This window comes from Streptomyces sp. DT190, assembly GCF_049846985.1.
Classification (GTDB): Bacteria; Actinomycetota; Actinomycetes; order Streptomycetales; family Streptomycetaceae; genus Streptomyces.
Genome location: NZ_JBNCNM010000011.1, coordinates 149,812 through 171,725, shown reverse-complemented (window position 1 = coordinate 171,725; position 21,914 = coordinate 149,812). Strand labels below are relative to the sequence as shown.

Sequence of the window (21,914 nt, the reverse complement as noted above, 5' to 3'; positions counted from 1 at the left end):
GTCCGCACCCCTAGGAGATGCGATGAACGACCGCACGTCCGCCCTCGACGAGCCGGTGGCGGACGACGCCCTGACCCGGCCCTTCGCGGGCGCCAGCCCCTATGACACGTACGTGCACGCGTCCGTCCTCAACTCGCTGCAGCAGCCGCTCACCGAGGCCCCGGACGAGATGGGTTTCCTCGTCACCACCCAGGTGATGGAACTGTGGTTCACCCTGATCGTGCACGAGTGGCGCACCGCCCGGGTGGCCTTCGCCAAGGACGACCTGCCGGCGGCGATGGACGCGCTGACGCGCAGCCGCCGCGCGCTGACCGCGCTCGGCGGCGCCTGGGCGCCGATCGCCGCGCTGACGCCCGCCCAGTTCAACGGCTTCCGGGCCGCGTTCGGCCAGGCCTCGGGCTTCCAGTCCGCGATGTACCGGCACATGGAGTTCCTCCTCGGCGACAAGTCCGCCGGGCTGCTGCGCGCCCACCGGGGCGATGCGGCCGTCCACGAGGCGCTCGCCGAGACCTACCGCGAACCGTCCCTGTACGACGAGGTGCTGGCCTACCTCCACCGCCAGGGCCTGCCGGTCCCGCGCCACGTGCGCGAGCGGGACGTGACCAGCCCCTACACCGCCGACCCCGGTGTGGTGGAGACCTGGCGGCACGTCTACGGCGGACCTCAGCACCACCCCCACCTGGCGCTCGGCGAACTGCTCACCGACATCGCCGAACTCGTCACCCGCTGGCGGTTCGACCACGTCCTGGTGGTCCGCCGCGCCATGGGCGCCAAACCGGGCAGCGCCGGCTCCGCCGGGCTCGCCTGGCTGGAGCAGCGGGCGGCCCGGCCGGTCTTCCCCGAGCTGTGGGAGGTGCGCGGTGACGTCTAGGACGATCTCGGCCTTCGCGGCCGAGGAGGAGCAGCGGGTCCTGAGCCTGAAGCCGGTCCTGGCACCGGTGCACGGCCGCTACGGCGACCACCCCCACCAGTCCTACGACGCCTGGCCGTCCGAGGACGCCGACGCCCCGCTGGTGATCCTGCTGCACGGCGGCTACTGGCGCTACGACCGGATGCACCTCACCCCGTTCGCGGCCTACCTCGCCGAGCAGGGCTTCAGCGTCCTGCTCCCCGGCTTCCGCCGGTCCGGCGGCGCGGGCGGCTACCCCGAGACCTTCGACGACGTCGCCCGCATCGTGGACACCCTGCCCGAAGGGCGCCCGTACGTCCTCGCGGGGCACTGCTCCGGCGGCCACCTGGCCCTGTGGTGCGCCGCCCGGGGGCTGCTGCCGCCCGGCTCGCGCTGGCACACGCGCACCCTGCCGACGAGCGTGCTCGCCCTCGCGCCGATCACCGACCTCACCGCCACCCGCCGCGACGACCTCAGCAACGGCGCCGCGCTGCAACTGCTCGGCGGCGAGGAGCACTTCGCCCGGCGGCTGCCCGAGGTCGACCCCCTCACGCTGCTGCGCGACGCCGGCACCACCGGAGTCCCCACCGTGCTGCTGCACGGGGCCGCCGACGAGGAGGTCCCGCTCACCCAGTTCGGCGACTACGCGGCCGTGCACCGGGACCTCAGGACGGTCGTCCTGCCCGGCACCGGCCACTACACCCTGATCGAACCGGGAGCACCCGGCGCCCGCGCGGTCGCCGACACCCTCAGGGACATGGCGGCCGCCTTCTTCCCCGGGGACTCCGCACGCGCGGACGAGGAGGCCGCACACCGATGACCACCGCTCTCTCCGCGCCGGCGGACCTGCGCGAGCGGGCCGCACGGCTCGACGCCGAGGACCCCCTGGCCCCCTTGCGGGCACGCTTCCTGCTCCCGCCGGGCGTCGTGTACCTCGACGGCAACTCCCTGGGCCCGCTGCCCGCCGCCGTGCCGGAGGTCCTCGACGACGTCGTACGGCGCCAGTGGGCCGACGGCCTCATCGGCTCCTGGAACGCGTCCGGCTGGTGGGAGGCGCCCCTGCGGGTCGGGGACGCCGTCGGCGCGCTCATCGGGGCCGCGCCCGGGCAGACGATCGCGGGCGACTCCACCAGCGTGCAGCTGTTCACCGCGCTCGACGCCGCCGCCGCGCTCCGCCCCGACCGTCCGCTGCTGGTCACCGACCCCGGGCACTTCCCCACCGACCGCTACCTCGCCGCCGCCGTCGCCCGCCGCCGGGACCTGGAGGTACGGCACGTGCCGCCGGCGGACCTCCCGCACTTCCTGGCCACCCACGGCCGCCGGGTCGCCGTCGTCAGCTACTCGCCGGTCGACTTCCGCACCGGCGAGCTGTACGACATGGGGGCGCTGACCCGGGCCGCCCACGACGCCGGGGCCCTGGCGCTGTGGGACCTCTGTCACGCCGCCGGGGCGCTGCCCCTCGACGTCGACGCCCTGGGCGTGGATTTCGCCGTCGGCTGCGGCTACAAGTTCCTCTCCGGCGGCCCCGGCGCCCCCGCCTTCCTCTATGTGGCACAGCGCCACCACGCCGGGCTGGAGACGCCGTTGCCGGGCTGGACCGGCCACGCCGACCCGTTCGCCCTGGCCCGGGAGTACACGCCCGCCCCCGGCATCGCCCGGGCCCGCATCGGCACCCCGCCGATCCTGTCCCTGCTCGCCCTGGAAGCGGCCCTCACCGCCTTCGACGGTGTCGACCTGAACCAGGTCCGCGCCAAGAGCCTGTCCCTGACGGGCTTCCTCCTGCGCTGCGCGGACGAACTCCTGGCCCCTCTGGGCTTCACCTCCGTCACCCCGTCCGACCCCGCCCGCCGGGGCAGCCAGGTCACCCTCCGCCACCCGCACGCCCGAGGACTGGCCGTCGCCCTCGCCGAGCACGGCGTCATCGCCGACATGCGCGCGCCGGACCTGCTGCGCTTCGGCGTCAACGCCCTCTTCACCGGTTACCAGGACCTGCTCACCGCCGCGCTGCGCCTGCGTGACCTCACCCGGGACGCCGCCTACGACCCGGCGCCGCCCACCGCCGGGCCGGTGACCTGAACCGGACCGGAACAGGGCCCCGCCCTCGCGGCCGTGCCGGACACGGCTGCGAGGGCGGAGGCCTTCCTCAGCCGCGCCCGCTGCCCGCGTCCGTGAGGATCGCGGACGCGACCACGTCGAACAGCCGGTCGGCGCGCGGCGCGAGCGAGGGCTGATCACCGAGCCAGGCGAGCATGGCGACCAGCGCGAACAGATCGGCGCCGTCGAGGTCACCGCGTGCCGCACCCGCGGCCTGGGCCCGGGTGAGGAGCCGCGCGCCGGCCGCGCGCAGGGTGACGCACGAGGCGTGCAGGGCGGACTCGGTGTCCTCGATGGCGGCCGCCATCAGCACGGTCACCCCGTGGTACTCGGTGGTCCACACGACACAGTCGCGCAGCCACGTCACGAGGGCCCGTGCCGGCGAGCCGGACGTCTCCAGCTCGGCGGCCCGGGCCGTCAGTTCCTCGAAACCCGTGCGCAGCAGCGCGTCCAGCAGGGCCTCGCGCGTCGGGAAGTGCCGCAGCAGCGTGGCGAGTCCGACGTCGGCCCTGCGGGCGATGTCGCGCAGGGACACGTCGACGCCCTGCTCGGTGATGGCAGTGCCCGCTACCGCGAGCAGGTGGTCGCGGTTCTTCCTGGCGTCCGCCCGCATCTGCCCCCCTCTTGCTAACCGGATCAGTGGTCCATATATTCGGATCAGCGGTCCGTTTATGTGGATCGCCGATCCGGATAAGCGTATCCCCCAGTGGGGGCAGGAGAAGACGATGCCGACACACACGATGCGGGCGGTCCGGCTCCATGAGTACGGCGGCCCCGAGGTCCTGCGGTGCGAAGAGGTGCCGGTCCCGGAGCCGGGGCCGGGCGAGGTGCTCGTACGGGTGCACGCCGCCGGGTTCAACCCCCCTGACCGGTACCTGCGCGACGGGCTGACCACCCTGCCCGGGGAGACGGAGTCGAGGGTCCGCCTGCCGGTGATCCCCGGCACGGACGTCTCCGGCGTCGTCGCGGCCGTCGCCCCGGACGTGGACGGCCTGGAGGTGGGGGACGAGGTCTTCGGGCTGCTGCGGTTCCCGGGTTTCGACGGCAGCGCCTACGCCGAGTACGTGGCCGCGCCCGCGTCGGACCTCGCCCGCAAGCCGGCCGGCGTCGACCACGTGCACGCCGCCGGGGCGCCCATGGCCGGGCTGACGGCGTGGCAGTTCCTGATCGAGGTCGGGCACGACCACCCGTCGCCCTTCCAGGAGGCCCGGCACCGTCCGGCTGCGCTGGACGCCGGCTCGACGGTGCTGGTGAACGGCGCCGCCGGGGGAGTGGGGCACTTCGCTGTGCAGCTGGCGAAGTGGAAGGGCGCCCGGGTCATCGGGGTGGCCTCCGGAACCCATGAGACGTTCCTGAAGGAGCTGGGCGTCGACCGGTTCATCGACTACACCCGCAACCGTCCCGAGGAACTCGTGCACGGCGTCGACGTCGTGCTCGACACGGTCGGCGGCCCCGCCGCCCAGGCACTGCTGCCCATGCTCGCACGGGGCGGCTCACTCTTCCCGGTGCTCCCCGGGAAGTTCGACCCGGCGGAGACGGCCCGGCTGGGCGTCACGGTGTCGAGCGCCCAGGTCCGCTCGAACGGCGCGCAGCTCGCCGAACTGGGCCGCCTGCTCGACGCGGGTACGGTCCGCGTCGGGATCGACAGCACCTTCCCGCTCGCCGACGCCCGCGCGGCGCACGAACGGGCCGCCCGAGGGCACGTCCAGGGCAAGATCGTCCTCACCGTCGTATGAGGCCAGGCCAGGCCCGAGCCTCGCTGCGCCGACCGCACCGCACGTCCTCTGACCCGCACCTGCCACCGCCGGCCCGGTGCCGCACCGGGCCCGGCCGGAGGGCGAACGCCCACCCGGTGGTGCCCGCTCACTCCCCTGGCACGGGGCGCGCGCGAAGGGCCCGCTCCCATGAGACCTTGGCGACAGCCTTGCCCGGCAGACCTGACCAGGGATTCGTCCGGCGTAGCCGGGTACCCGGCGCCGGATCTCGGAGCACCTTACCGACGTGGCAGCACCGGCCGTGGCCGGTCCGAAACAGAGGAACGATAGCGATGAGCCAGCCCAACCCCATCAAGCGGGCGGCGGACAAGGTCACCGAAGCCATCCAGGGCGTCGGCGGGGGACCGGAGGAGGGCATCCCCGGCAAGCCGGCGCCGGAGTCGCCGAGCGTCGCGGAACCGACGGAGCCGCGCGAGCCCCTGCCCCCGAAGCCGGACCAGAGCGGGCCCGACACGATGTCGCCCACCGGGCAGGCGACCGGCGCGGCCCAGGCACGCAACGCCCAGTCGGGCGCCTATCTGACGGACGCGCAGGGCACCCGGCTGTACGACACCGACCACTCGCTCAAGGCGGGCCCGCGCGGCCCCGTGTTGCTGCAGGACCACCACCTGCGCGAGAAGGTCATGCACTTCGACCACGAGCGCATCCCGGAGCGGGTCGTGCACGCCCGCGGGGCGGCGGCGCACGGCGTCTTCAAGAGCTACGGCACCGCTGCCGCCGTGACGAAGGCGGCGTTCCTGGCGCCGGGCGCGGAGACGCCCGTGTTCGTGCGCTTCTCGACGGTGCTGGGGTCCCGCGGCTCCGCCGACACCGTGCGCGACACCCGGGGGTTCGCGACCAAGTTCTACACCGAAGAGGGCGTCTTCGACCTGGTCGGCAACAACATCCCGGTCTTCTTCATCCAGGACGCGATCAAGTTCCCGGACGTCATCCACGCCGGAAAGCCGCACCCGGACCGGGAGATCCCGCAGGCGCAGAGCGCGCACGACACCTTCTGGGACTTCGTCACCCTGCACACCGAGGCCACCCACCACACCCTGTGGAACATGTCCGACCGGGGCATCCCGCGCTCGTACCGGATGATGGAGGGCTTCGGCGTCCACACCTTCCGCCTGGTGGCCGCCGACGGCTCCACCACGCTGGTGAAGTTCCACTGGAAGCCGAAGCTGGGCGTGCACTCCCTGGTGTGGGAGGAGGCGCAGCTCGCGGGCGGTGTCGACCCCGACTTCCACCGCCGCGACCTCGCCGACGCCATCGAGGCCGGCGCCTACCCGGAGTGGGAGCTGGGCATCCAGACCTTCCCGGACACCCCCGACCAGACCTTCGAGGGCATCGACCTGCTCGACGCGACCAACCTGGTCCCCGAGGAGCTCGCCCCGGTACAGCCGATCGGGCTGCTGACCCTCAACCGCAACCCCTCCAACTACTTCGCCGAGACCGAGCAGGTCGCCTTCCACGTCGGCCACCTCGTCCCCGGCATCGACATCACGGACGATCCGCTGCTCGCGGGGCGGCTGTTCTCCTACCTGGACACCCAGATCACCCGGCTGGCCGGCCCGAACTTCGCGCAGATTCCCATCAACCGGCCGCACGCGCCGGTCAACGACATGCTGCGGGACGGCTTCCACCAGGACGCGGTGCACCGGGGCGTCGCGCCGTACCGGCCCAACTCGCTCGACGGCGGCTGCCCGTTCCTCGCGGGCGCCGACAACGGGGCGTACATCGAGACGCCGGTACGGGTGCCGGAGGCGACGAAGGTCCGGGAGGCTCCCGAGTCGTTCTCCGACCACTTCAGCCAGCCGCGCCGGTTCTGGCTGAGCATGAGCGCGGTGGAGCGGGAGCACATCATCGGCGCCTACACCTTCGAGCTCGGCAAGTGCTACGAACAGGCCGTCAAGGAGCGGGCGCTGCAGGTCCTGGCCAACATCGACGCCGAGCTGTGCGCGCGCGTCGCCGAGGGTCTCGGACTGCCCGCGCCCCAGCCGACCGTTCCGCCGGCCGATGTCGAACCGAGCCCCGCGCTGTCCCAGGTCGGGCAGTCCTGGCCCACCGACGGCCGCCTCGTCGGCATCGTCACCGGCCCGGACGGCGACCTGGAGGGTGTGCGCGCGGTGCGCGAGGCGGTGCTCGGGGCGGGCATGGTGCCGCTGGTCATCGGCCCCACGGGCGGCAAGCTGGGCGCGGGCGACGACGCCGTGACGGTGCAGCGGACCTTCGTGACCGCGCGGTCCATCGAGTTCGACGCGCTGCTGGTGGCCGGAGTGCCCGCGGCGGGCGGCGACGCGCAGGGTTCCCGCGACGCCAAGGCTCAGCCCGCCGTCACGCCGGGGTCCGTCGACCCGAGGGTCGGTCTGCTGCTGACGGAGGCGTTCCGCCACGGCAAGGCGATCGGGGCCTGGGCGGGCGGTGACGCGGCGCTGCAGGCGGTCGGGATCACCGCCGACGCGCCCGGCGTCGTGATCGGGGAGAACGGCACCTCCGTACTGGAGCAGACGCAGGAGCTGATGGCGGCGCACCGCGTCTGGGAGCGGTTCGCCACCACCGTGTGAGGCCGCGCGGCACTCCGGCCGTCCCGCCCGCGACCCCGCCTCATGGCCCGTGCGCCCCGCCCGTCCCGGCTGGACGGGCGGGGCGCACGGCACCGGGCCGACGGAGGTCAGCCGGTCGGGAAGTCGTCCGGGGTGCGGATCTGGTCCCTGATCCACGCCCCGGCCGGCTTCAGCTGCGCCGTACCGGTCCAGGGGCCGCCCGCGTAGCAGGTGCCCGGCTTGAACACGGCGCCGGAACGCTCGTCGTCGGAGAAGTTCCAGTTGACCCAGCTGATCTTCTTCGCCGCCATCAGATCGAGGTAGCGCTTGGTCATGGTGAAGTCGTTCGCGCCTTCACCGGCGGAGTTCTGCGAGCCGAACTCGGTGACGAACACGGGCAGTCGGTCGGCGGCGCGCGACAGGGTCTCCAGGTACTCCTCGCGGTGCGAGGCGGCGTAGAAGTGGAACGTGTACATGATGTTGCCGGCGTTGACGGGGTCGGCGGTGATCTCGTTCTCGTCACTGCCGTCGGAGACGCCGAGCGAGGACCAGGCGCGGGTGCCGACGAGGACGGGGGTCTCGGGATCCTGCTGCCGGATGACCGGGATCAGCTGGTCGGCGTAGGACTTGATCCGCGGCCAGCTCACGCCGTTGGGCTCGTTGGCGATCTCGTAGAGCAGGTTGGTCTTGCTCCCGTGGCGCTGGGCGATCTCGGTGAAGAACGTCCGGGCCCGGGCAAGGTTGTGGTGGGGGTCGCCCGGAGTGAGCTGGTGCCAGTCCACGATCACGTACAGGCCGCGGGCCGTGGCCTGCTCGATCAGACCGTGGACCAGGTCGGTGAAGCGCCGCGGGTCGCTCTCGTAGCCGCCTTCCTGGACGTACGTGGACACGCGCAGCACATCGGCCCGCCAGTCCCTGGCCAGAGCGTCGAGCGAGCCGCTGGTGAGGCACTGGCTGTACCACTGGGTGCCGTGGCTGCTCATGCCGCGCAGCTGGACGGGCTTGCCGTACCGGTTGCACAGCTTCGTTCCGCAGACCCGCAGCTGCCCGTTGACGCCGGCGGGGGTGTCCGCGGCCGGGCCGCCGGCGGTGTCCACGGAGACGTGGTCGACGTTCGGCCCGCCGTTGGAGGTGGTCGCGGTGGCCCTGATGGTGTTCGCCCCGGCCTTGAGGTTCACGTCGAGCGTGGTGGTGGTCCAGAAGGTCCACGCGCCGGTGCCCCGGAACGCTCTGCCGCCGGACACCACGGTGCCGTTCACCGCGATGTCCATGGGGCGGTCGGTGGCGGTGCCGTTGGCGAAGCGCAGGGTGAGGGCGGCGGGGCCGGCCTGCGCGGCGTCGACGGTCCACTGCACGTAACTGCCCTGCACGTTGTCGTAGTCGACGAAGCCCGTGCCGGTGAAGCCGGCGTGGTCGGACTCCGCCGCACCGCGCGAGATGGTGGCGGATTCCGCTTCGTGCACGGTCGCGGCGCGGGGCGCGGCGGCCGGGCCACCGGTCGGGGCGGCGGCCGCCGCGGGCAGGGCGGTGACCAGGGCCAGGGCCAGGGCCAGTGAGGCGGCGCCGGCTGCGCCGGAGCCGCGCGGCTTGGGAGGGGACGAGCGTAGCCAACTCATGGTCAGGACTCACTCCATCGGGGAGGGGGGCGGGAGCCGCGGCCGTCGCACGGGAGACGGCCGCGTTCCACCAGATGAAAGGAAACATTCCTAACGATTAAGAAGTAGCGTACGTCCCGCACCCCGGGCAAGAGGCCGGACTGTGTGTCATGTGCACGCACTGAGGGAGATCTGCCGGCGGCCCCGGACAGGCTCCGTCCGCCCCCGGGCACGCCCGAGCGGGCCCCGTCGGTCGTGCGTGACGGAGCCCGCTCGGTCGTGCTGTTGCGTGGTCAGGCGGTGTGCAGGGTCAGCCCGTAGCGGTTGAGGATCTCGTTCACGGGCTGGTGCCAGGTCTGGCCGCCGGTGCTGCAGTTGCCCCAGCCGCCGGAGGTGACGCCCTGGGCCTGGTCGCCGCTGATGAAGGAGCCTCCGGAGTCACCGGGTTCGGCGCAGACGCTCGTCTTGGTCATCTGCTGGACGGCGCCCTGGCTGTAGTTCACCGTCTCGTTCTTCGCCAGGACCGTGCCGCAGTGCCAGTGGGTGGTGGAGCCGGAGCGGCAGACGGAGGCCCCGACGGGGGCTTCGGCGGAGCCGCGCACGAGCTGGTCCGGAACGGTTCCCCAGCCGAGCACCACCGGCACGGTCCACCAGCCGCTGCCCACGTTCACCCAGGCGTAGTCGTTGCCGGGGAACGACGAGCCCTGGAAGTTGCCGACGTAGGAGCGGTCCCAGCCGTACACGGCCGAGCCCGCCGAGCCGCAGTGGCCGGCGGTGACGAAGCCGCCGTGCACGGAGAAGCCTATGGAGCAGCGGACGTTGCCGGTGTAGTACGGGTCGCCGCCCACGGTGCCGGCCGCGAACGTGCGCGGCGCGGCGGCGGTCTGGCGCACCGTCACGGGGCCGGCTTCGCGGGCGCGGGCCAGGAAGGCCCGGACATCGTTGTCGTCCCGCTGTGCGGCGACGACGTTCACGACGACGGTGTTGGCCTTGGGGTCCACGTGCCAACTGCCGATCCCGGCGGGCGCGGACAGGGCGTCGAGACGCTTCTTCGCCGCGTCGAGCCGGGCCGCGTTGTGGCGTACGAGGCGTACGTCCGCCCCGGTCGCGCGCACGGCGTCGGCCTGCGCGGCACGGGTGACGGCGACGGTGAGCCGGCCTCGGTCGGCGTCGAACCAGGAGCCGGCGTAGGCCGCACCGGCGGCGTCGCGGGCCTTGCGTTCGACGGCCGTCGCGGTCTTCTCGGCGGCCAGGCGGGTCTCCGCCTGCTCGCGGGTGAGGCCCAGGTCGCGCTGCATGGCGGCCAACAGGGCGGGGGAGGCCGGTGCCTCGGTCGAGGGGGAGGAGGCGTCCGCCGCTGAGGCAGGCAGGGCGCTCGCGGTCGCCCAGGTGCCGAGCATGAGGAGGGCGGACAGCCCGGTGCGCAGGATCGTGGTGCGTCTCAAGGGAATGACCCTTCGTTGTTCCAGCAGGGTGGGGGTGGAACAGCAGTGCTTGAGAGCGCTCTCGTGGTGCGGCCAGATCCTAGCCCGTGATCATGAAGGGGTCTATACCAACTTCGGCCGCGTTTTCCGGCCCGCGGTCACAGCTCCGTGGCCTCCCACTCCCAGGGGTTGGCGTGGATCTCCTGCAGCAGTCCGCCGAAGACGAAGCCGTCCAGCAGTGCCTCACCGGCGTCGGCGGGAAGCCGCTTGCCGTTGATCACCGCGGTGGGTGTACCCGGGCCCTCGGGCTCCGCCGCCCCTCCGGCCCGCTCGTACGCCTGCTGCGAAGCGGCGACGAAGGCGCGGTACTTCATGCCCTTCACGGCCGCCTCGAACTCCGGGCTGCGCAGCCCTTCCACCTGCTCCGCCAGCTCCAGCAGGTACGCGTCGGTGTAGCCGTCGACGCTCTCCTCGGGCTGGTTGAAGTAGAGCACCTCGTGGTACTCCACGAACTTGCCCTGCTCCAGCGCCGCGCGCAGGGCGTTGACCGCCTTCTTCGAACCGCTGCCGCCCACCCGGTCGTCGAGGAACGACGCCAGGGTGTACTGCGCCGTCGCGTGACGGGAGAGCATCGCCTTGCGCAGCTCGATGCCACCGCCGGAGGTCTCGAACTGCTCGCAGTAGGGGCAGCGCGGATCCACGTACAGGTGCACCTTCACCTTCGTGCCGGGATCGCCGACGGTGATGGTGGTGCCGTCCGCCTCGAGCCGCTCCGGCAGGTCCTCGGCCGCGGCGAACGCGGGCCGCTGCGCCGCCGGTGCCTCCGTACGCCCGCAGCCCGCCAGCGTCAGCACCGCGGCGGCGCACCACACCGCCCAAAGCCCGCCACGCACCACGCGTCGTCCCCCTCCTCGTACAGAGCGGGACGACTTTAGATCATGCGTGCGAGGCCCTTCGATCAGGGGGGCGTCCGGCAAAGGGGCTGCTCCCGCTGTCGCCAACCTGACCGCCGTGATGGTGGGCAGCGAGGAAACCAGGCTGGTCGTGGTGCGCGGCAACAGCGCCTCGGGCAAGTCGTCGATCGCGGCCGGCCTGCGCGAGCGGTTCGGGCGCGGACTGGCCGTGGTCGGTCAGGACAACCTCCGCCGCGTGGTGCTCCGCGAGCGGGACCGCCCCGGCGCGGCGAACATCGGCCTGATCGACCTGACCGCCCGCTACGCCCTCGACGCGGGGTTCCACGTCGTGGTCGAAGGCATCCTCCACGCCGACCGCTACGGCGACATGCTCGCGGGGCTGCGCGCCGATCACCGGGGTCCCACGTACGGCTACTACCTGGACGTGCCGTTCGACGAGACCGTCGCCCGGCACGCCACCAAGCCCATCGCCGCCGAGGTCGGCGAGGAGCAGTTGCGCGACTGGTACCGGCCGCGCGATCTCCTGCCCGGCGGCGTCGAGACGGTCATCGACGCCGGCAGCGCCCTGGCGGAGAGCGTGGAGAGGATCATGCGGGACACCGGACTGGCCCACCTGCCCGCGGTGGACCGCTGACCGGCGTCAGGACTGCGGGGAGAGGCGGAAGTTCTGGGCGGCGGAGCCGTCGCAGGGGCGCTGCACGAGTTGCGCGCCGTTGACCGAACCGCCGGTCGTGCTCAGGCACTTGCCGCTGTGGCGGGCGGCGAAGCGGTAACCGCCGCTGGCTTCCCGTACGGGCAGCCACTGCTGGTTGCCGCCCCCGCCGTAGGCCCACAGCTGCAGCGGGGCGTCGTCGGCGGTGGAGACACCGGTGACGTCGACGACCTGCTGGGGATTGCCGCGGTTCGCGATGCGCGTGTACCCGCCGTCGGTGGGCCGGAACTGGAACTGCTGGGCGAGCGTCCCGTTGCAGGTGTACTGCTGGATCGCCGTGCCGTTGGCCGTGGCCGCTCCCCGCGCGTCGACACAGGATCCGGCCGCACCGCTGGTCAGCGAGTACCACGTGGTGCCGGGGATCGGGTCGGTGGGTGCCGGGCCGTCCGGGGCGCCACCGAGCCACTTCAGCCCGTCGATGAGGAAGCGGTTCTGCGCGGCGCCGGCGAACGTGGAGGACAGCCTGGCGCCGGTCTCGTAGTTCATGGCGTTGTGGCCGAAGTTCGCGTACAGCATCCGGTACTGGGTGTTGGTCCACAGGATGGGGTAGTAGCCGCTGTACCAGGACTGGTTCGGGTCGGTGCCCAGCGGGAAGCTGCTCGGGTCGACGGACGCCAGTACCTTGATGGCGGAGTTGGTGCGCAGGTCGTTGGACCAGCTGTACCACTCGCTGACCGCCGAGGTGAACGTCGCGGGGAGCCCGGCGGTGGAGGGATGTGTGCGGTCCTCCGTCCGCAGGACCGCCGTGGTCGGCCCCCATGTGTTGGAGCGGAAGGCGCCGCTGCCCAGGAAGGTGTTGTAGTACCAGGGCCAGGCTCCGGCGTTCGTGGTGAACGCCGAGACGTGGAAGCCCATCCAGCCGCCACCGGCGCGCATGTACTGTTCGAAGCCCGCCCGTTGGGCAGCCGTCTGTGGCGCGTCGTCGAGGAACAGGACGACCTGGTAGTCGTTCACCCCGCCGTTGGCCAGCAGGTTCCAGTCGGTGGTGGCCCGGTAGGTGAAGCCGTTCTCCGCGGCGGCCCGGGGGAACCACTCGTTGGCTTCCTCGACGAAGTCGATGTGGGCGGCGTCCCACGTGCCGTTGTAGAAGGCGATGACCTTGAACGGAGTGGCGGCCCGGGGTGCGGCGGACGCGGTGGGGGCCGGGGCGGTGAGGGCCAGGACGAGGCCGAGCAGCGGCAGGATCCTCGCTGCGAGGCGTCTCACGAGTCGGGGCATGACTGCTCCTGCCGCCGCTGACGCGGCCAGAGACGGAGTCCCGTCGGCAGTCGGCGCACGGAGGCGTCCGTCGGCTGAGGAGGGGACGGCGGTGGGGGCAACAGGGTTACTTCACGGGATGATTTAAGATCTGACATGGCTCAGTCAAGGGCTTGGTTCAGTCTCATCAGGCCCCGTGGGGCGCCAGTTGAGCGGTGAAGGTCACAGGAGCATATCGGGCATTCAGGGCTTCGATCTTCACGGAAGGTGCACAAGTTGGCTAGGTTGACCACTGGCTGCACGACTTCCATCGATGGACCGGTGGTCTTGTGCACTCTCGGACGGAAGGAGCGCCCTCCCCCATGGCGCCGGTACGAACCTCACCCCCCGGAGCGACGGCCTTCCGGGACAAGGCCGACTCCGCTGCCCTCAGGACCCTCACGGCCGGGGCCCGCCTCTCCCGCTCCGCTGGTGCCCGCCGTGGCGACTGAGCACGAGGGGCCGAGCCCCGACGAGGTCCGCCGGTACGTCGACAGCCTCTACGACCGGGCCGAGAGCGACACCGGCACCTTCAACGCCACCCGCGCCGCCGCCATCCCGCGCCAGCGGGGCACGGACCCGCGCGGTCCGTCCCAGCAGGACACGGAACCCGCGATCACGGCCCTCGCCCGGCAGTGGTTCGACCTCGCCCGCGCCAAGCTCGGCCCGACCGTGCCGGTGGCGCAGCCCGACCGGCGGGTGCCGCCCCGTCCCGAGCGCACCCCCCGGGCGGCGCGTCCCGCCCGCGTGGTGGAACCCCCCGTGGCACCCCTTGCCCTGGAGGCGCCCAAGGCGAGCGGCGGCGTCGCGCGGGAACTGACCGGCGGGACCGCGCAGGAGCCGGCCACCGGTTCCCTGCCCCGGTTCCCCGGGCAGCGCGTCGCGCCGGGTGCGGCGGGGGAGTCCCGGCCGGACGCGGGGGAGTGGCCCACCGGTACGCAGTCCGTCCCCGGCGGCGACACGGCGGCGTGGCCGCCGTACGAGCCCGCACCGGCGTTCGCCCCGGATGCCGGCGCGCCGTCCGGCGCGCAGTCCCTCATGGCGCTGACCGCCGCCCCGGACCCGGCCGCGGGTACCGGCCGGTCGGACCTGCCGTCCGGCGGTACCGAGACCTACGGGAACACCCCGGTGACCGGCGCGACCGCCCCGTACGACACGGCTCTGCCGGTCCAGCCCACCGCTGCCCCCTTCACGGGTTCACCGGCCGACGTACTCACCGCGCCCTATGACGCCGTGGTGCCGGACCGCACGGGAACCGCCCTTGCGGCTCCCGCCCCTGCGTTCGTGATGCCCGCCCAGCCGGCCTTCGCGCCGGGCCCCGTCGAACCGGCCTTCGCGCCGGGCCCCGTCGAACCGGCCTTCGCGCCGGGCCCCGTCGAACCGGCCTTTGCGCCGGGCCCCGTTGAGCAGGCCTTCGTGCCCGCCTCCGTCGAGCAGGTCTACGCGCCCGCCCCGGTCGATCCGGCCTATGCGCCTTCCTCCGTCGAGCCGGCGTTCTCACCCACCCCGGTCGAACCGGCGTTCTCACCCACCCCGGTTGAGCCGGCGTTCTCGCCCACCCCGGTTGAGCCGGCGTTCTCGCCCACCCCGGTTGAGCCGGCGTTCTCGCCCACCCCGGTCGAACCGGGCTATGCGCCCACCCCGGTCGAGCCGGCCTTCGCGCCCGCCCCCGTCGAGCCGGCCTTCGCGCCCGCCCTCGCCGCTGCGGCCGCGACCGGTGGATCCCGGCCGTCGCCGGACGCCGGTCACCGCACCCAGGCCGAGCGGGTGCTCGCCTTCGCCCGGGCGCAGATCGGCCGCCCCTGCGTGTGGGGCGCGGTCGGGCCGGGTTCGTACGACGCCCCCGGACTCACCCAGGCCGCGTGGAAGGCCGCGGGCGTGACGCTGCCCCGGACCAGCCGGGCCCAGTGGGAAGCGGGGGTGCAGGTGCCGCTGGCCGACGTTCAGGTGGGAGACCTCGTCTTCTTCCACGACGACCTCGGCCACGTCGGCATCTGGAGCGGTGACGGCATGATGATCCACGCCCCGGGCCCCGGCGCACTCATCCGCGAGGAGTCGGTGTTCTTCGCCGGCCAGTCGGCGATCCAGGGCGCGGTCCGCCCGGCCTGACGCCGCCCGGCCGACCGCTCGCCACGGCGAGACGACCGCTCGCCACGGCGAGACGACCGCTCGCCACGGCGAGAAGTGAGATGGGGGATTCCGTCATGTCCCCACGGGGTCCGGGCACTTGAGGGCCCATGACACTGCCCGGACCCTTGAAGAACGCCCTGATCGTCGTCCTCACCTACGCCTGCGCCGTGCTGGTCCTGCGTTTCCGAAGAGACGGCATGGACTGGGGCCCGGCGCTGCTGATCGGGCTGGTCGTCACGCCGCTGTTCCTGCTGCTGTCGTGGGGCCGGGAGCGGCTCAACGGCAAGGCGGCACGGGCGGGGGAGCGGCTGCGGGCCCGCCGGCGGGGCGGTGCGGCCGGGTGACGCCGGGCCGCCGCCCCACCGTGCCACCGGTGGGGCGCGAGCCCGCGGTGCGTTCCGCCGCCGGAGGACGCGGCGTCAGCGGGTCGGTCGACGCTTTGAGGCCGTGACCAGTTCCGTGACGGTCGCGAGCTTGGTACGTGGTCTGCCGTCGCGGCCGCCGCGCAGACGCTCGGTCCGGTCGATGGACGCCATGCCCCGGGCGTCCACGAGATGCGGCGCGCGACGCCGTGCCAGACGCGCGAAAGCCTTCGCCGAGGGAGTGGGCGGGGGAAGAACGCCGTCGACGGCGTCGGCGAGCAGGCTCGTGACGGTTTCCGCTGCACACGCCCGGTTGGCGCCGATGCCTCCCGACGAACCCCGCTTGATCCACCCCACGACGTAGACACCCGGCAGCCCGGCCACCCGTCCCTTGTCGTGCGGAACGGTCCCGGTCGCCTCGTCGAACGGCAGCCCCGGCACCGGCGTGCCCCGGTAGCCGATGGCCCGCACCACCGTCGTGGCGGACAGCAGCGGGTCCTCGCCGCCCGCACCGGTGACGCGCACGGCCCGCACGGCGCCGTTCGCGCCGCCGACGATCTCCGTCGGAGCGGAGTGGAAGCGCAGCACGATCCGGCGGCCCGCGGCGGGCGGTTGCGACCAGTCGGCCTTCTCGCGCCGCACGTCCCGCAGCACCGCGGCGAGCTCATGCGGTCCGGCCGCGTCGATGGCGGCGCCGATGCGCGGATCATGGTCGTCGACCACCAGGTCCACGCCGTCCAGGTGGGTCAGGGCGAGCAGTTCGGGCCGGGTGCAGGCGGCGTTCTCCGGGCCGCGGCGGCCCAGGAGCACCACCTCGCGCACGGCGGAGCCGCGCAGGGCGCGCAGCGCGTGGTCGGCGATGTCGGTGCCGGCGAGCCGCTCCGGGTCCGACACCAGGATGCGGGCCACGTCCAGGGCGACGTTGCCGTTGCCGACGACGACGACACGCTCCGCGGACAGGTCGACCGCGTCGGGGGCGACGTCGGGATGGGCGTTGTACCAGGCGACGAACGTCGTGGCGGAGACGCTGCCCGCCAACTCCTCGCCGGGGACGCCGAGGCGGCGGTCGGCGGAGGCTCCCACGGCGTACACCACGGCGTCGTGGTGGGCGGCGATCTCCTGCGCCGACACGTGCTCTCCGACCTCCAGCCCCAGCAGCATCCGCACCCGGGGGTGGGTGTGGAAGCGGGAGAAGGTGTCGCCGATCTTCTTGGTCGTGGGATGGTCGGGCGCCACGCCGTACCGCACGAGCCCGCCCGTCACCGGCAGCCGGTCGATGAGGCTGATCTCGGCGTTGGTGTGCAGCAGCAGGTCCTGCGCGGTGTACATGCCGGCCGGTCCCGTGCCGACGACGGCGACGCGCAGGGGGCGGAAGTCGGCCGGCAGGGCACGGTCGAACGTGGGCCGGTCCCAGGCGTGGAAGTTCGGGCTGTCCGGGGCCGGTTCGGGAACCGGACTGCCGGCGAAGTAGGCGGCGTTGATCTCGGCGTACGCCTTCTGCGGGCCGGTCAGCCGGTCCACGGGGACGATGGCGTCCACCGGGCACGCGTCCGCGCAGGCGCCGCAGTCGATGCACGCCCTGGGGTCGACGTGGAGCATCTCGGTGCTGCCGAAGGCCCGCTCCTGCGGGGTGGGGTGGATGCAGTTGACCGGGCAGACGGCCACACAGGTGGCGTCGGCGCAGCAGGTCTGGGTGATGGCGTAGGTCATGGGGTCCGCTCTGCTCGGCAGCGCTGCCGGTGGGTCGGTCAGATCAGGTGGGCACGCTGGTAGAACGCCAGGGCCGGTTTGGTCAGCAGCCCGGCCGAGGCCAGGAACTCCATCAGGCCGGCGCAGCTGGAGCGCAGCATCGCCTTGTGGTGCTCGTTGGCGCGCGCCTCGGCCAGCGCCCGCTTCTCGTCCAGTCCGGCGTTGGCGTACACGGATTTGTTCACCATGCTCGTCACGATGACGTAGGCCGACACGGCGATCACGAACGCGTGGATGTGCCGGCGGACCGGTCCCGCCTTCGCCAGGTGCCGTCGCGTCTCCTCGCGGGCGAACTTCATGTGGCGGGACTCCTCGACCACATGGATGTTGTTGATGGTCCTGACGAACGGCACGACCCGCTCGTCCCGCATCCAGTCGCGCTGCATGACGTCGAGGACCTCCTCGGCGACGAGGATCGCCGCGTAGGCGGCCTCGCCGAACGCCAGGGTCTTGAAGGCCCGGCCCAGTTCGACCGCCACGCGGCGCGGCCGGTAGGCCGGCGCCTGCAGCTTCTTGGCGCCGCGGGCGAACATGATCGAGTGGCGGCACTCGTCCGCGATCTCGGTGAGCGCCCACTGGACCGACTCGTCGGTCGGGTCCTTGGCGTAGACGTCCCGCAGGATCAGCTGCTGGAGGATCATCTCGAACCAGATGCCGGTGCTGGCCACGGAGGCGGCTTCCTGCCGGGTCAGCTCCTTGCGCTGCGCCTCGGTGAGCTCGTTCCAGTACGAGGTCCCGTACAGGGTGCTCCATTCCGGGCTGGCGCCGTGGAAGTCCTTGTCCAGCGGCGTCTCCCAGTCCACCTCCGTCAGGGGGTCGTAGGAGAGTGTCGCGGCGGAATCGAGCAGTCGGCCGGCGACTTCACCGGCCTGCGTGTCGCGCTCGTCTCGCGGCCGGGCCGTGCTGCTTGCCATGCTCCCAACTCCTCAGGGTCGAGTGACGGACCGTCTCCGTCCGTGGCGCATGCGATCGCGGGGGGTGCGGCGGCATCCCGGAGCCCCTGGGGCTCCTGCCCTTGTTAACGGAATGTATAACAAGAGGGCGGGCTGAGCCTACCCCCGAGTAAGTAAGAGTTCGCGGGAGGTTCGGTGGGGGCGGCGTTGTCAGTGGTGGGTGCCATGCTGGCCTGCATGGACTGGGCGGAGATCATGCGGGGCCGGGTGTACGGCGCCGATCACGACGACGCCGGGCCCCGGCCGGACCGCGTCTATGCAGAGCTGGTCGGAGGCCCGCTGGACGGGCTGTTGCTGGACATCACGGACCGCCCCGAGCGGGACTTGCGGGCCGGGGTGGAACTGCCCACGGAGATAGGGGCCCACGGCCCGGGCGGCCGTGCGCGGTACGCGCTCCGGGCGGGGGGCGAGCGCCACCTGGACTGGCGGGGCGACCTTCCCTGACCGGGCGCGGCGGGCGGGGCCTCTCAAGGCTTCCGGCTGTCCGTGGGCGCCCGGGCCGTCCGGCTCGTGACCGGCCCCGGGCCGACGGTGAGCCGTCGGCGGTCGGCCGGGCGGCCTCGGCACGGCCGAGCTGTGCCTGAGCCCGTCCCCGCGGAGCGGCCGGAGGGCGGGCCGCCGCGAGGGGTCGGGGTTCCTGCCGCCGTCGGCCTCCCATACTGCGCTGCGACCTGATGTCGTGGGCGCCCTGTCGGGCCCGGGGCGCTCCCTGCCGGTCGTGGCGCCTCCTGCCCGGTCGGGGCGCCCCCTGCCGGGCCGTGGTGTGCCCTACCGGGACGTGGAGGACAGGATCGCGTCGAGCCCGAAGGCGAAGCGGTCCTCGAAGGAGTCCTGCCCCAGATGGGTCAGCGACCGGTGCAGCGCCGGGTGCGCGTCGGAGGTGACGGCACGGGCGAGGCGTTCGTCGCCCCGGTCGGGAGCCGCCTGTTCCTCCTGGGTCAGGCCCAGGGTGAAGTAGCTGACCGTCCACGCCGTCCAGGCCGCGCCCCGCTCGTCGGCTCCCCCGCGGAGGAGGGCGTCGACCAGGTGGTCGGCGAAGCGCAGGGTGTGGGGTTCGGCGGCGTAGGTGCCGGTCACCAGGGCGGCGCCGTCGCGGTGGGCGAGCAGTGCCCGCCGGTAGCGGCCGGCCAGTTCCCGTACGCGCGCGGCGGGTTCGCCGGGCAGGTCGTCGTACCGGATGCCGGCGAGGACGGCGTCGGCCATCAGTTCCAGCATGCGTGCCTTGGTCTTCACGTGCCACAGGACGGTGTTCATGCGGACCCCGAGGTGGTCGGCCACCGCCCGGGTCGACAGTCCGTCCAGTCCTCGTTCTTCCAGTACCCGCAGTGCTGCGTCGATCACGGCCGCTCGGGTGAGCTGCGCTGCGGACTCGTCCCTGACTTGCCTCTTGGTCACTGACCTAGTTTACTGCGGATCCCGTCTTGGTCGGTGACCAAGACCCTGAGGAGAGGGGAATCCCGTGGAGTACCAGGTTGTCGTCGCGGGCGGAGGCCCGGTCGGCCTGTGGCTGGCCGGCGAACTGCGCCGCGCCGGCGTCACCGTCGCCGTCATCGAGAGCCGCACGGAACGCGACGCGCGGTCCCGTGCCCTGACCGTGCACCCGCGCACCATCGAGACGTTCGCCTCCCGCGGCGCGCACGAGCCCTTCGTCCGCGAGGGCATACCCCTGCCCGGAGGCCACTTCGGCATACTGGAGTCCCGGCTGGACTTCCGCCGCCTGCCCAGCCCGTTCCCCCACACCCTCGCCCTGCCCCAGGAACGCACCGAGGCACTGCTGGAGCAGCAGGCCCTGGACCTCGGCGCGGTCATCCTGCGCGGACGGCGGGTCACCGGCTTCACCGAGGGCGAGGGCGCCGACCACGTCGCGGTGCACCTCACCGGCCCGCACGGCCCGCGCACCCTGAGGGCGGCCTACCTGGTCGGATGCGACGGCACCCGCAGCACGGTGCGCACCGCGGCCGGCATCGACCATCCCGGCACCCCCTCCACGGTGCTCGGCTGGCTCGCCGACGTCCACCTCGACGAGCCCCCCGCCCCCGGCTACAGCCGCTTCGGCCCGGAGGGCACGCTCATGGCGGTGCCGCTGCCCGGCGGTGTCCACCGCCTGGTCGGCATCACCCCGCGCGACCTCACCACCACCTGGCCCGGCGACCTCACCTGGGAGGAACTGCGTGAGAACGTCGTCGGCGTGGCCGGCACCGACTTCGGCATGCGCGATCCGCTCTGGCTCTCCCGCTACGGCAACGCCACCCGCCTGGCCGCGCGGTACCGCAAGAGCCGCGTCCTCCTCGCCGGTGACGCCGCCCACCAGCACTTCCCCGCCGGTGGCGTCGGCATGAACGTCGGCATCCAGGACGCCGCCAACCTGGGCTGGAAGCTCGCCGCCACCCTCAACGGCTGGGCTCCCGACGGTCTGCTGGACACCTACCACGCCGAACGCCACCCGGTCGGCGCCGACCTCGTCGAGACCAGCCGTGCCCAGGTGGCCCTGATGACCGCCTTCACCCCCGAGGGCCTGAGCCTGCGCGCTCTGCTCGCCCGGCTGATCACCACGCTGCCCGACCTCAACGACCGGCTCGCCGCCCAGGTCAGCTCACTGGCCGTCGCCTACCCGCCCACCGTCCCCCACGCGCACCCGCTCGTCGGGACCCGCGCCCCGGACCTCGACCTGGGCGGCGCGAATCTGTTCGCCCTGCTGCGTGCGGACAGCCACCTCCTGCTGGACCTCACACCCGGCGCGCGTCTCGACCGGTTCGCCCGGCCCGGACTGCGCGTGCACACCGGCACCCCCGGCCCGCCGCCCGCGGAGTGGACCGGCATACGCGCCGCCCTGGTCCGCCCCGACGGTCACGTCGCGTGGGCCGACACCCACGGCGACGACACCGCCCTCGCCGAGCGCCTCACCGCCGCGCTGGCCGGCACGCACCGGTAGGCCGGTCGGCACGGGAGGCGGCCGAGGCGGCCCCCGCCCCTCCGCGCACGGAAGAGCCGGTCTACGCCGCGCTGCCGTGGTCCGTGTCGTCCGCGTCCCACGGTCGCGTCGGGCCCTCGTCGTCCAGCGCCCTGCGCCCCGGCTCGGTCTCGTCCAGCTCCCAGTGATACCGGCACTCCTCGCAGCGGGGACCGTCCTTCCGCACGTCGAGCACCTCACCGTTCGGGCAGTCCGTGCCGTCCCCGCGACCGGCACACGCTTCCTCACCATCCCCCATGCGTTCGACCGTGAGCCGACCCGGGCCCGCCCGGGAGGGCGCCGAGGGGGCGCACAGGCGCTCAACCCCCGTACCGCGCCCCAGCACTCGACACCTGCACGCCTCGTGCTCTCCGGTGCCGCAACCCGCGGTGGCACGCTGTGGCCGCTCCTTATCACACGGGTCCCCGCCCGCATCGGCCGATCCGCCCGGTGCGCCGGGGGCGTCGTGTGGCGATGATGGGGAGGTGGGCCAGAGAAGTGGACAAGCGGGGGAGGCGCCGGGCGCACCGGCGCGCGGAACGGCGGGCGTCGCGGACGCTCCGGAGGGGACCGAGGGGGAGCCGGGCGGTTCCCTGCCGGTGG

Annotated in this window: 19 protein-coding genes; 10 read left to right on the top strand and 9 right to left on the bottom strand. The window is 73.2% G+C overall.

Translation table 11 applies throughout. The features are described 5' to 3' along the window. Positions 1–22 precede the first annotated feature (22 nt). From ACPXCS_RS20790 to ACPXCS_RS20780, 3 genes are read left to right on the top strand one after another with little or no spacing between them, the layout of a single operon-like run. Positions 23–871 (top strand): tryptophan 2,3-dioxygenase, encoded by an 849-nt coding sequence (locus tag ACPXCS_RS20790; protein WP_425948060.1) that lies wholly within the window; start codon positions 23–25, stop codon positions 869–871. Continuing rightward, positions 861–1,709 carry an alpha/beta hydrolase family protein gene (locus ACPXCS_RS20785; protein ID WP_425948061.1) on the top strand — a complete coding sequence of 283 codons (849 nt, stop codon included), beginning with the start codon at positions 861–863 and terminating at the stop codon, positions 1,707–1,709. Before ACPXCS_RS20790 ends, ACPXCS_RS20785 begins: the two co-directional genes overlap by 11 nt. Continuing rightward, complete coding sequence (locus ACPXCS_RS20780; RefSeq protein ID WP_425948063.1) at positions 1,706–2,965, top strand: kynureninase; 1,260 nt, start codon at positions 1,706–1,708, stop codon at positions 2,963–2,965. Before ACPXCS_RS20785 ends, ACPXCS_RS20780 begins: the two co-directional genes overlap by 4 nt. A 67-nt stretch (positions 2,966–3,032) precedes the next feature. Here the strand turns inward: ACPXCS_RS20780 and ACPXCS_RS20775 are convergent, their stop codons facing one another. Then, positions 3,033–3,596, bottom strand: a complete 564-nt coding sequence (locus ACPXCS_RS20775) for a TetR/AcrR family transcriptional regulator (protein WP_425948065.1) — start codon at positions 3,594–3,596, stop codon at positions 3,033–3,035. Positions 3,597–3,708: 112 nt separating this feature from the next. On the opposite strand from ACPXCS_RS20775, the gene ACPXCS_RS20770 reads away from it, so the two are divergent. Both ACPXCS_RS20770 and ACPXCS_RS20765 read left to right on the top strand, forming a co-directional pair. Then, positions 3,709–4,719 (top strand): NADP-dependent oxidoreductase, encoded by a 1,011-nt coding sequence (locus ACPXCS_RS20770; RefSeq protein WP_425948066.1) that lies wholly within the window; start codon positions 3,709–3,711, stop codon positions 4,717–4,719. A gap of 311 nt (positions 4,720–5,030) precedes the next feature. Further along, positions 5,031–7,307 (top strand): catalase, encoded by a 2,277-nt coding sequence (locus ACPXCS_RS20765; RefSeq protein ID WP_425948068.1) that lies wholly within the window; start codon positions 5,031–5,033, stop codon positions 7,305–7,307. 107 nt (positions 7,308–7,414) lie between these two features. On the opposite strand, the gene ACPXCS_RS20760 is transcribed toward ACPXCS_RS20765, so the two are convergent. From ACPXCS_RS20760 to ACPXCS_RS20750, 3 genes are all read right to left on the bottom strand, one after another. Then, positions 7,415–8,902, bottom strand: coding sequence for a cellulase family glycosylhydrolase (locus ACPXCS_RS20760; protein WP_425948070.1), 1,488 nt, complete (start codon positions 8,900–8,902; stop codon positions 7,415–7,417). Between the two features lie 272 nt (positions 8,903–9,174). Next, entirely contained in the window at positions 9,175–10,326 is a 1,152-nt protein-coding gene (locus ACPXCS_RS20755; RefSeq protein ID WP_425948071.1) for a S1 family peptidase, read from the bottom strand. Between the two features lie 137 nt (positions 10,327–10,463). Further along, entirely contained in the window at positions 10,464–11,198 is a 735-nt protein-coding gene (locus tag ACPXCS_RS20750; RefSeq protein WP_425948073.1) for a DsbA family protein, read from the bottom strand. Positions 11,199–11,319: 121 nt separating this feature from the next. Between ACPXCS_RS20750 and ACPXCS_RS20745 the strand changes: the two genes are divergently transcribed. After that, entirely contained in the window at positions 11,320–11,853 is a 534-nt protein-coding gene (locus ACPXCS_RS20745) for a kinase (RefSeq protein WP_425948242.1), read from the top strand. Between the two features lie 6 nt (positions 11,854–11,859). On the opposite strand, the gene ACPXCS_RS20740 is transcribed toward ACPXCS_RS20745, so the two are convergent. Further along, the gene (locus tag ACPXCS_RS20740) at positions 11,860–13,149 is read right to left on the bottom strand and encodes a ThuA domain-containing protein (RefSeq protein WP_425948075.1); all 1,290 of its coding nucleotides are present in this window, start codon (positions 13,147–13,149) and stop codon (positions 11,860–11,862) included. 459 nt (positions 13,150–13,608) lie between these two features. Here ACPXCS_RS20740 and ACPXCS_RS20735 point away from each other — a divergent pair, with 459 nt between their 5' ends. Both ACPXCS_RS20735 and ACPXCS_RS20730 read left to right on the top strand, forming a co-directional pair. Next, positions 13,609–15,276, top strand: a complete 1,668-nt coding sequence (locus ACPXCS_RS20735; RefSeq protein ID WP_425948077.1) for an NlpC/P60 family protein — start codon at positions 13,609–13,611, stop codon at positions 15,274–15,276. A gap of 128 nt (positions 15,277–15,404) precedes the next feature. Beyond that, positions 15,405–15,641, top strand: a complete 237-nt coding sequence (locus tag ACPXCS_RS20730; RefSeq protein WP_425948079.1) for a hypothetical protein — start codon at positions 15,405–15,407, stop codon at positions 15,639–15,641. 75 nt (positions 15,642–15,716) lie between these two features. Here the strand turns inward: ACPXCS_RS20730 and ACPXCS_RS20725 are convergent, their stop codons facing one another. Continuing rightward, entirely contained in the window at positions 15,717–17,369 is a 1,653-nt protein-coding gene (locus ACPXCS_RS20725; RefSeq protein ID WP_425948081.1) for an FAD-dependent oxidoreductase, read from the bottom strand. Positions 17,370–17,407: 38 nt separating this feature from the next. Then, a complete protein-coding gene (locus ACPXCS_RS20720; protein ID WP_425948083.1) occupies positions 17,408–18,322 on the bottom strand; it encodes an AurF N-oxygenase family protein in 915 nt (304 codons plus the stop codon). Between the two features lie 216 nt (positions 18,323–18,538). Here ACPXCS_RS20720 and ACPXCS_RS20715 point away from each other — a divergent pair, with 216 nt between their 5' ends. Further along, the gene (locus tag ACPXCS_RS20715) at positions 18,539–18,805 is read left to right on the top strand and encodes a hypothetical protein (RefSeq protein WP_425948085.1); all 267 of its coding nucleotides are present in this window, start codon (positions 18,539–18,541) and stop codon (positions 18,803–18,805) included. Between the two features lie 324 nt (positions 18,806–19,129). Here ACPXCS_RS20715 and ACPXCS_RS20710 read toward each other — a convergent pair whose 3' ends face one another. Next, the gene (locus tag ACPXCS_RS20710; protein WP_425948087.1) at positions 19,130–19,756 is read right to left on the bottom strand and encodes a TetR/AcrR family transcriptional regulator C-terminal domain-containing protein; all 627 of its coding nucleotides are present in this window, start codon (positions 19,754–19,756) and stop codon (positions 19,130–19,132) included. A 64-nt stretch (positions 19,757–19,820) separates the two neighbouring features. Here ACPXCS_RS20710 and ACPXCS_RS20705 point away from each other — a divergent pair, with 64 nt between their 5' ends. Further along, positions 19,821–21,293: an FAD-dependent monooxygenase gene (locus ACPXCS_RS20705; protein WP_425948088.1), complete on the top strand. Its 1,473-nt coding sequence runs from the start codon at positions 19,821–19,823 to the stop codon at positions 21,291–21,293. A 61-nt stretch (positions 21,294–21,354) separates the two neighbouring features. On the opposite strand, the gene ACPXCS_RS20700 is transcribed toward ACPXCS_RS20705, so the two are convergent. Further along, a complete protein-coding gene (locus tag ACPXCS_RS20700) occupies positions 21,355–21,570 on the bottom strand; it encodes a hypothetical protein (protein WP_425948090.1) in 216 nt (71 codons plus the stop codon). Positions 21,571–21,914 lie beyond the last annotated feature (344 nt).

Bases quoted from the DNA above. Each gene is read 5' to 3' on its own strand.
- ACPXCS_RS20790 (WP_425948060.1), top strand. From the start codon at position 23: ATGAACGACCGCACGTCCGCCCTCGACGAGCCGGTGGCGGACGACGCC.
- ACPXCS_RS20780 (WP_425948063.1), top strand. From the start codon at position 1,706: ATGACCACCGCTCTCTCCGCGCCGGCGGACCTGCGCGAGCGGGCCGCA.
- ACPXCS_RS20775 (WP_425948065.1), bottom strand. From the start codon at position 3,596: ATGCGGGCGGACGCCAGGAAGAACCGCGACCACCTGCTCGCGGTAGCG.
- ACPXCS_RS20770 (WP_425948066.1), top strand. From the start codon at position 3,709: ATGCCGACACACACGATGCGGGCGGTCCGGCTCCATGAGTACGGCGGC.
- ACPXCS_RS20765 (WP_425948068.1), top strand. From the start codon at position 5,031: ATGAGCCAGCCCAACCCCATCAAGCGGGCGGCGGACAAGGTCACCGAA.
- ACPXCS_RS20760 (WP_425948070.1), bottom strand. From the start codon at position 8,902: ATGAGTTGGCTACGCTCGTCCCCTCCCAAGCCGCGCGGCTCCGGCGCA.
- ACPXCS_RS20745 (WP_425948242.1), top strand. From the start codon at position 11,320: ATGGTGGGCAGCGAGGAAACCAGGCTGGTCGTGGTGCGCGGCAACAGC.
- ACPXCS_RS20740 (WP_425948075.1), bottom strand. From the start codon at position 13,149: ATGCCCCGACTCGTGAGACGCCTCGCAGCGAGGATCCTGCCGCTGCTC.
- ACPXCS_RS20730 (WP_425948079.1), top strand. From the start codon at position 15,405: ATGACACTGCCCGGACCCTTGAAGAACGCCCTGATCGTCGTCCTCACC.
- ACPXCS_RS20725 (WP_425948081.1), bottom strand. From the start codon at position 17,369: ATGACCTACGCCATCACCCAGACCTGCTGCGCCGACGCCACCTGTGTG.
- ACPXCS_RS20720 (WP_425948083.1), bottom strand. From the start codon at position 18,322: ATGGCAAGCAGCACGGCCCGGCCGCGAGACGAGCGCGACACGCAGGCC.
- ACPXCS_RS20715 (WP_425948085.1), top strand. From the start codon at position 18,539: ATGGACTGGGCGGAGATCATGCGGGGCCGGGTGTACGGCGCCGATCAC.
- ACPXCS_RS20700 (WP_425948090.1), bottom strand. From the start codon at position 21,570: ATGGGGGATGGTGAGGAAGCGTGTGCCGGTCGCGGGGACGGCACGGAC.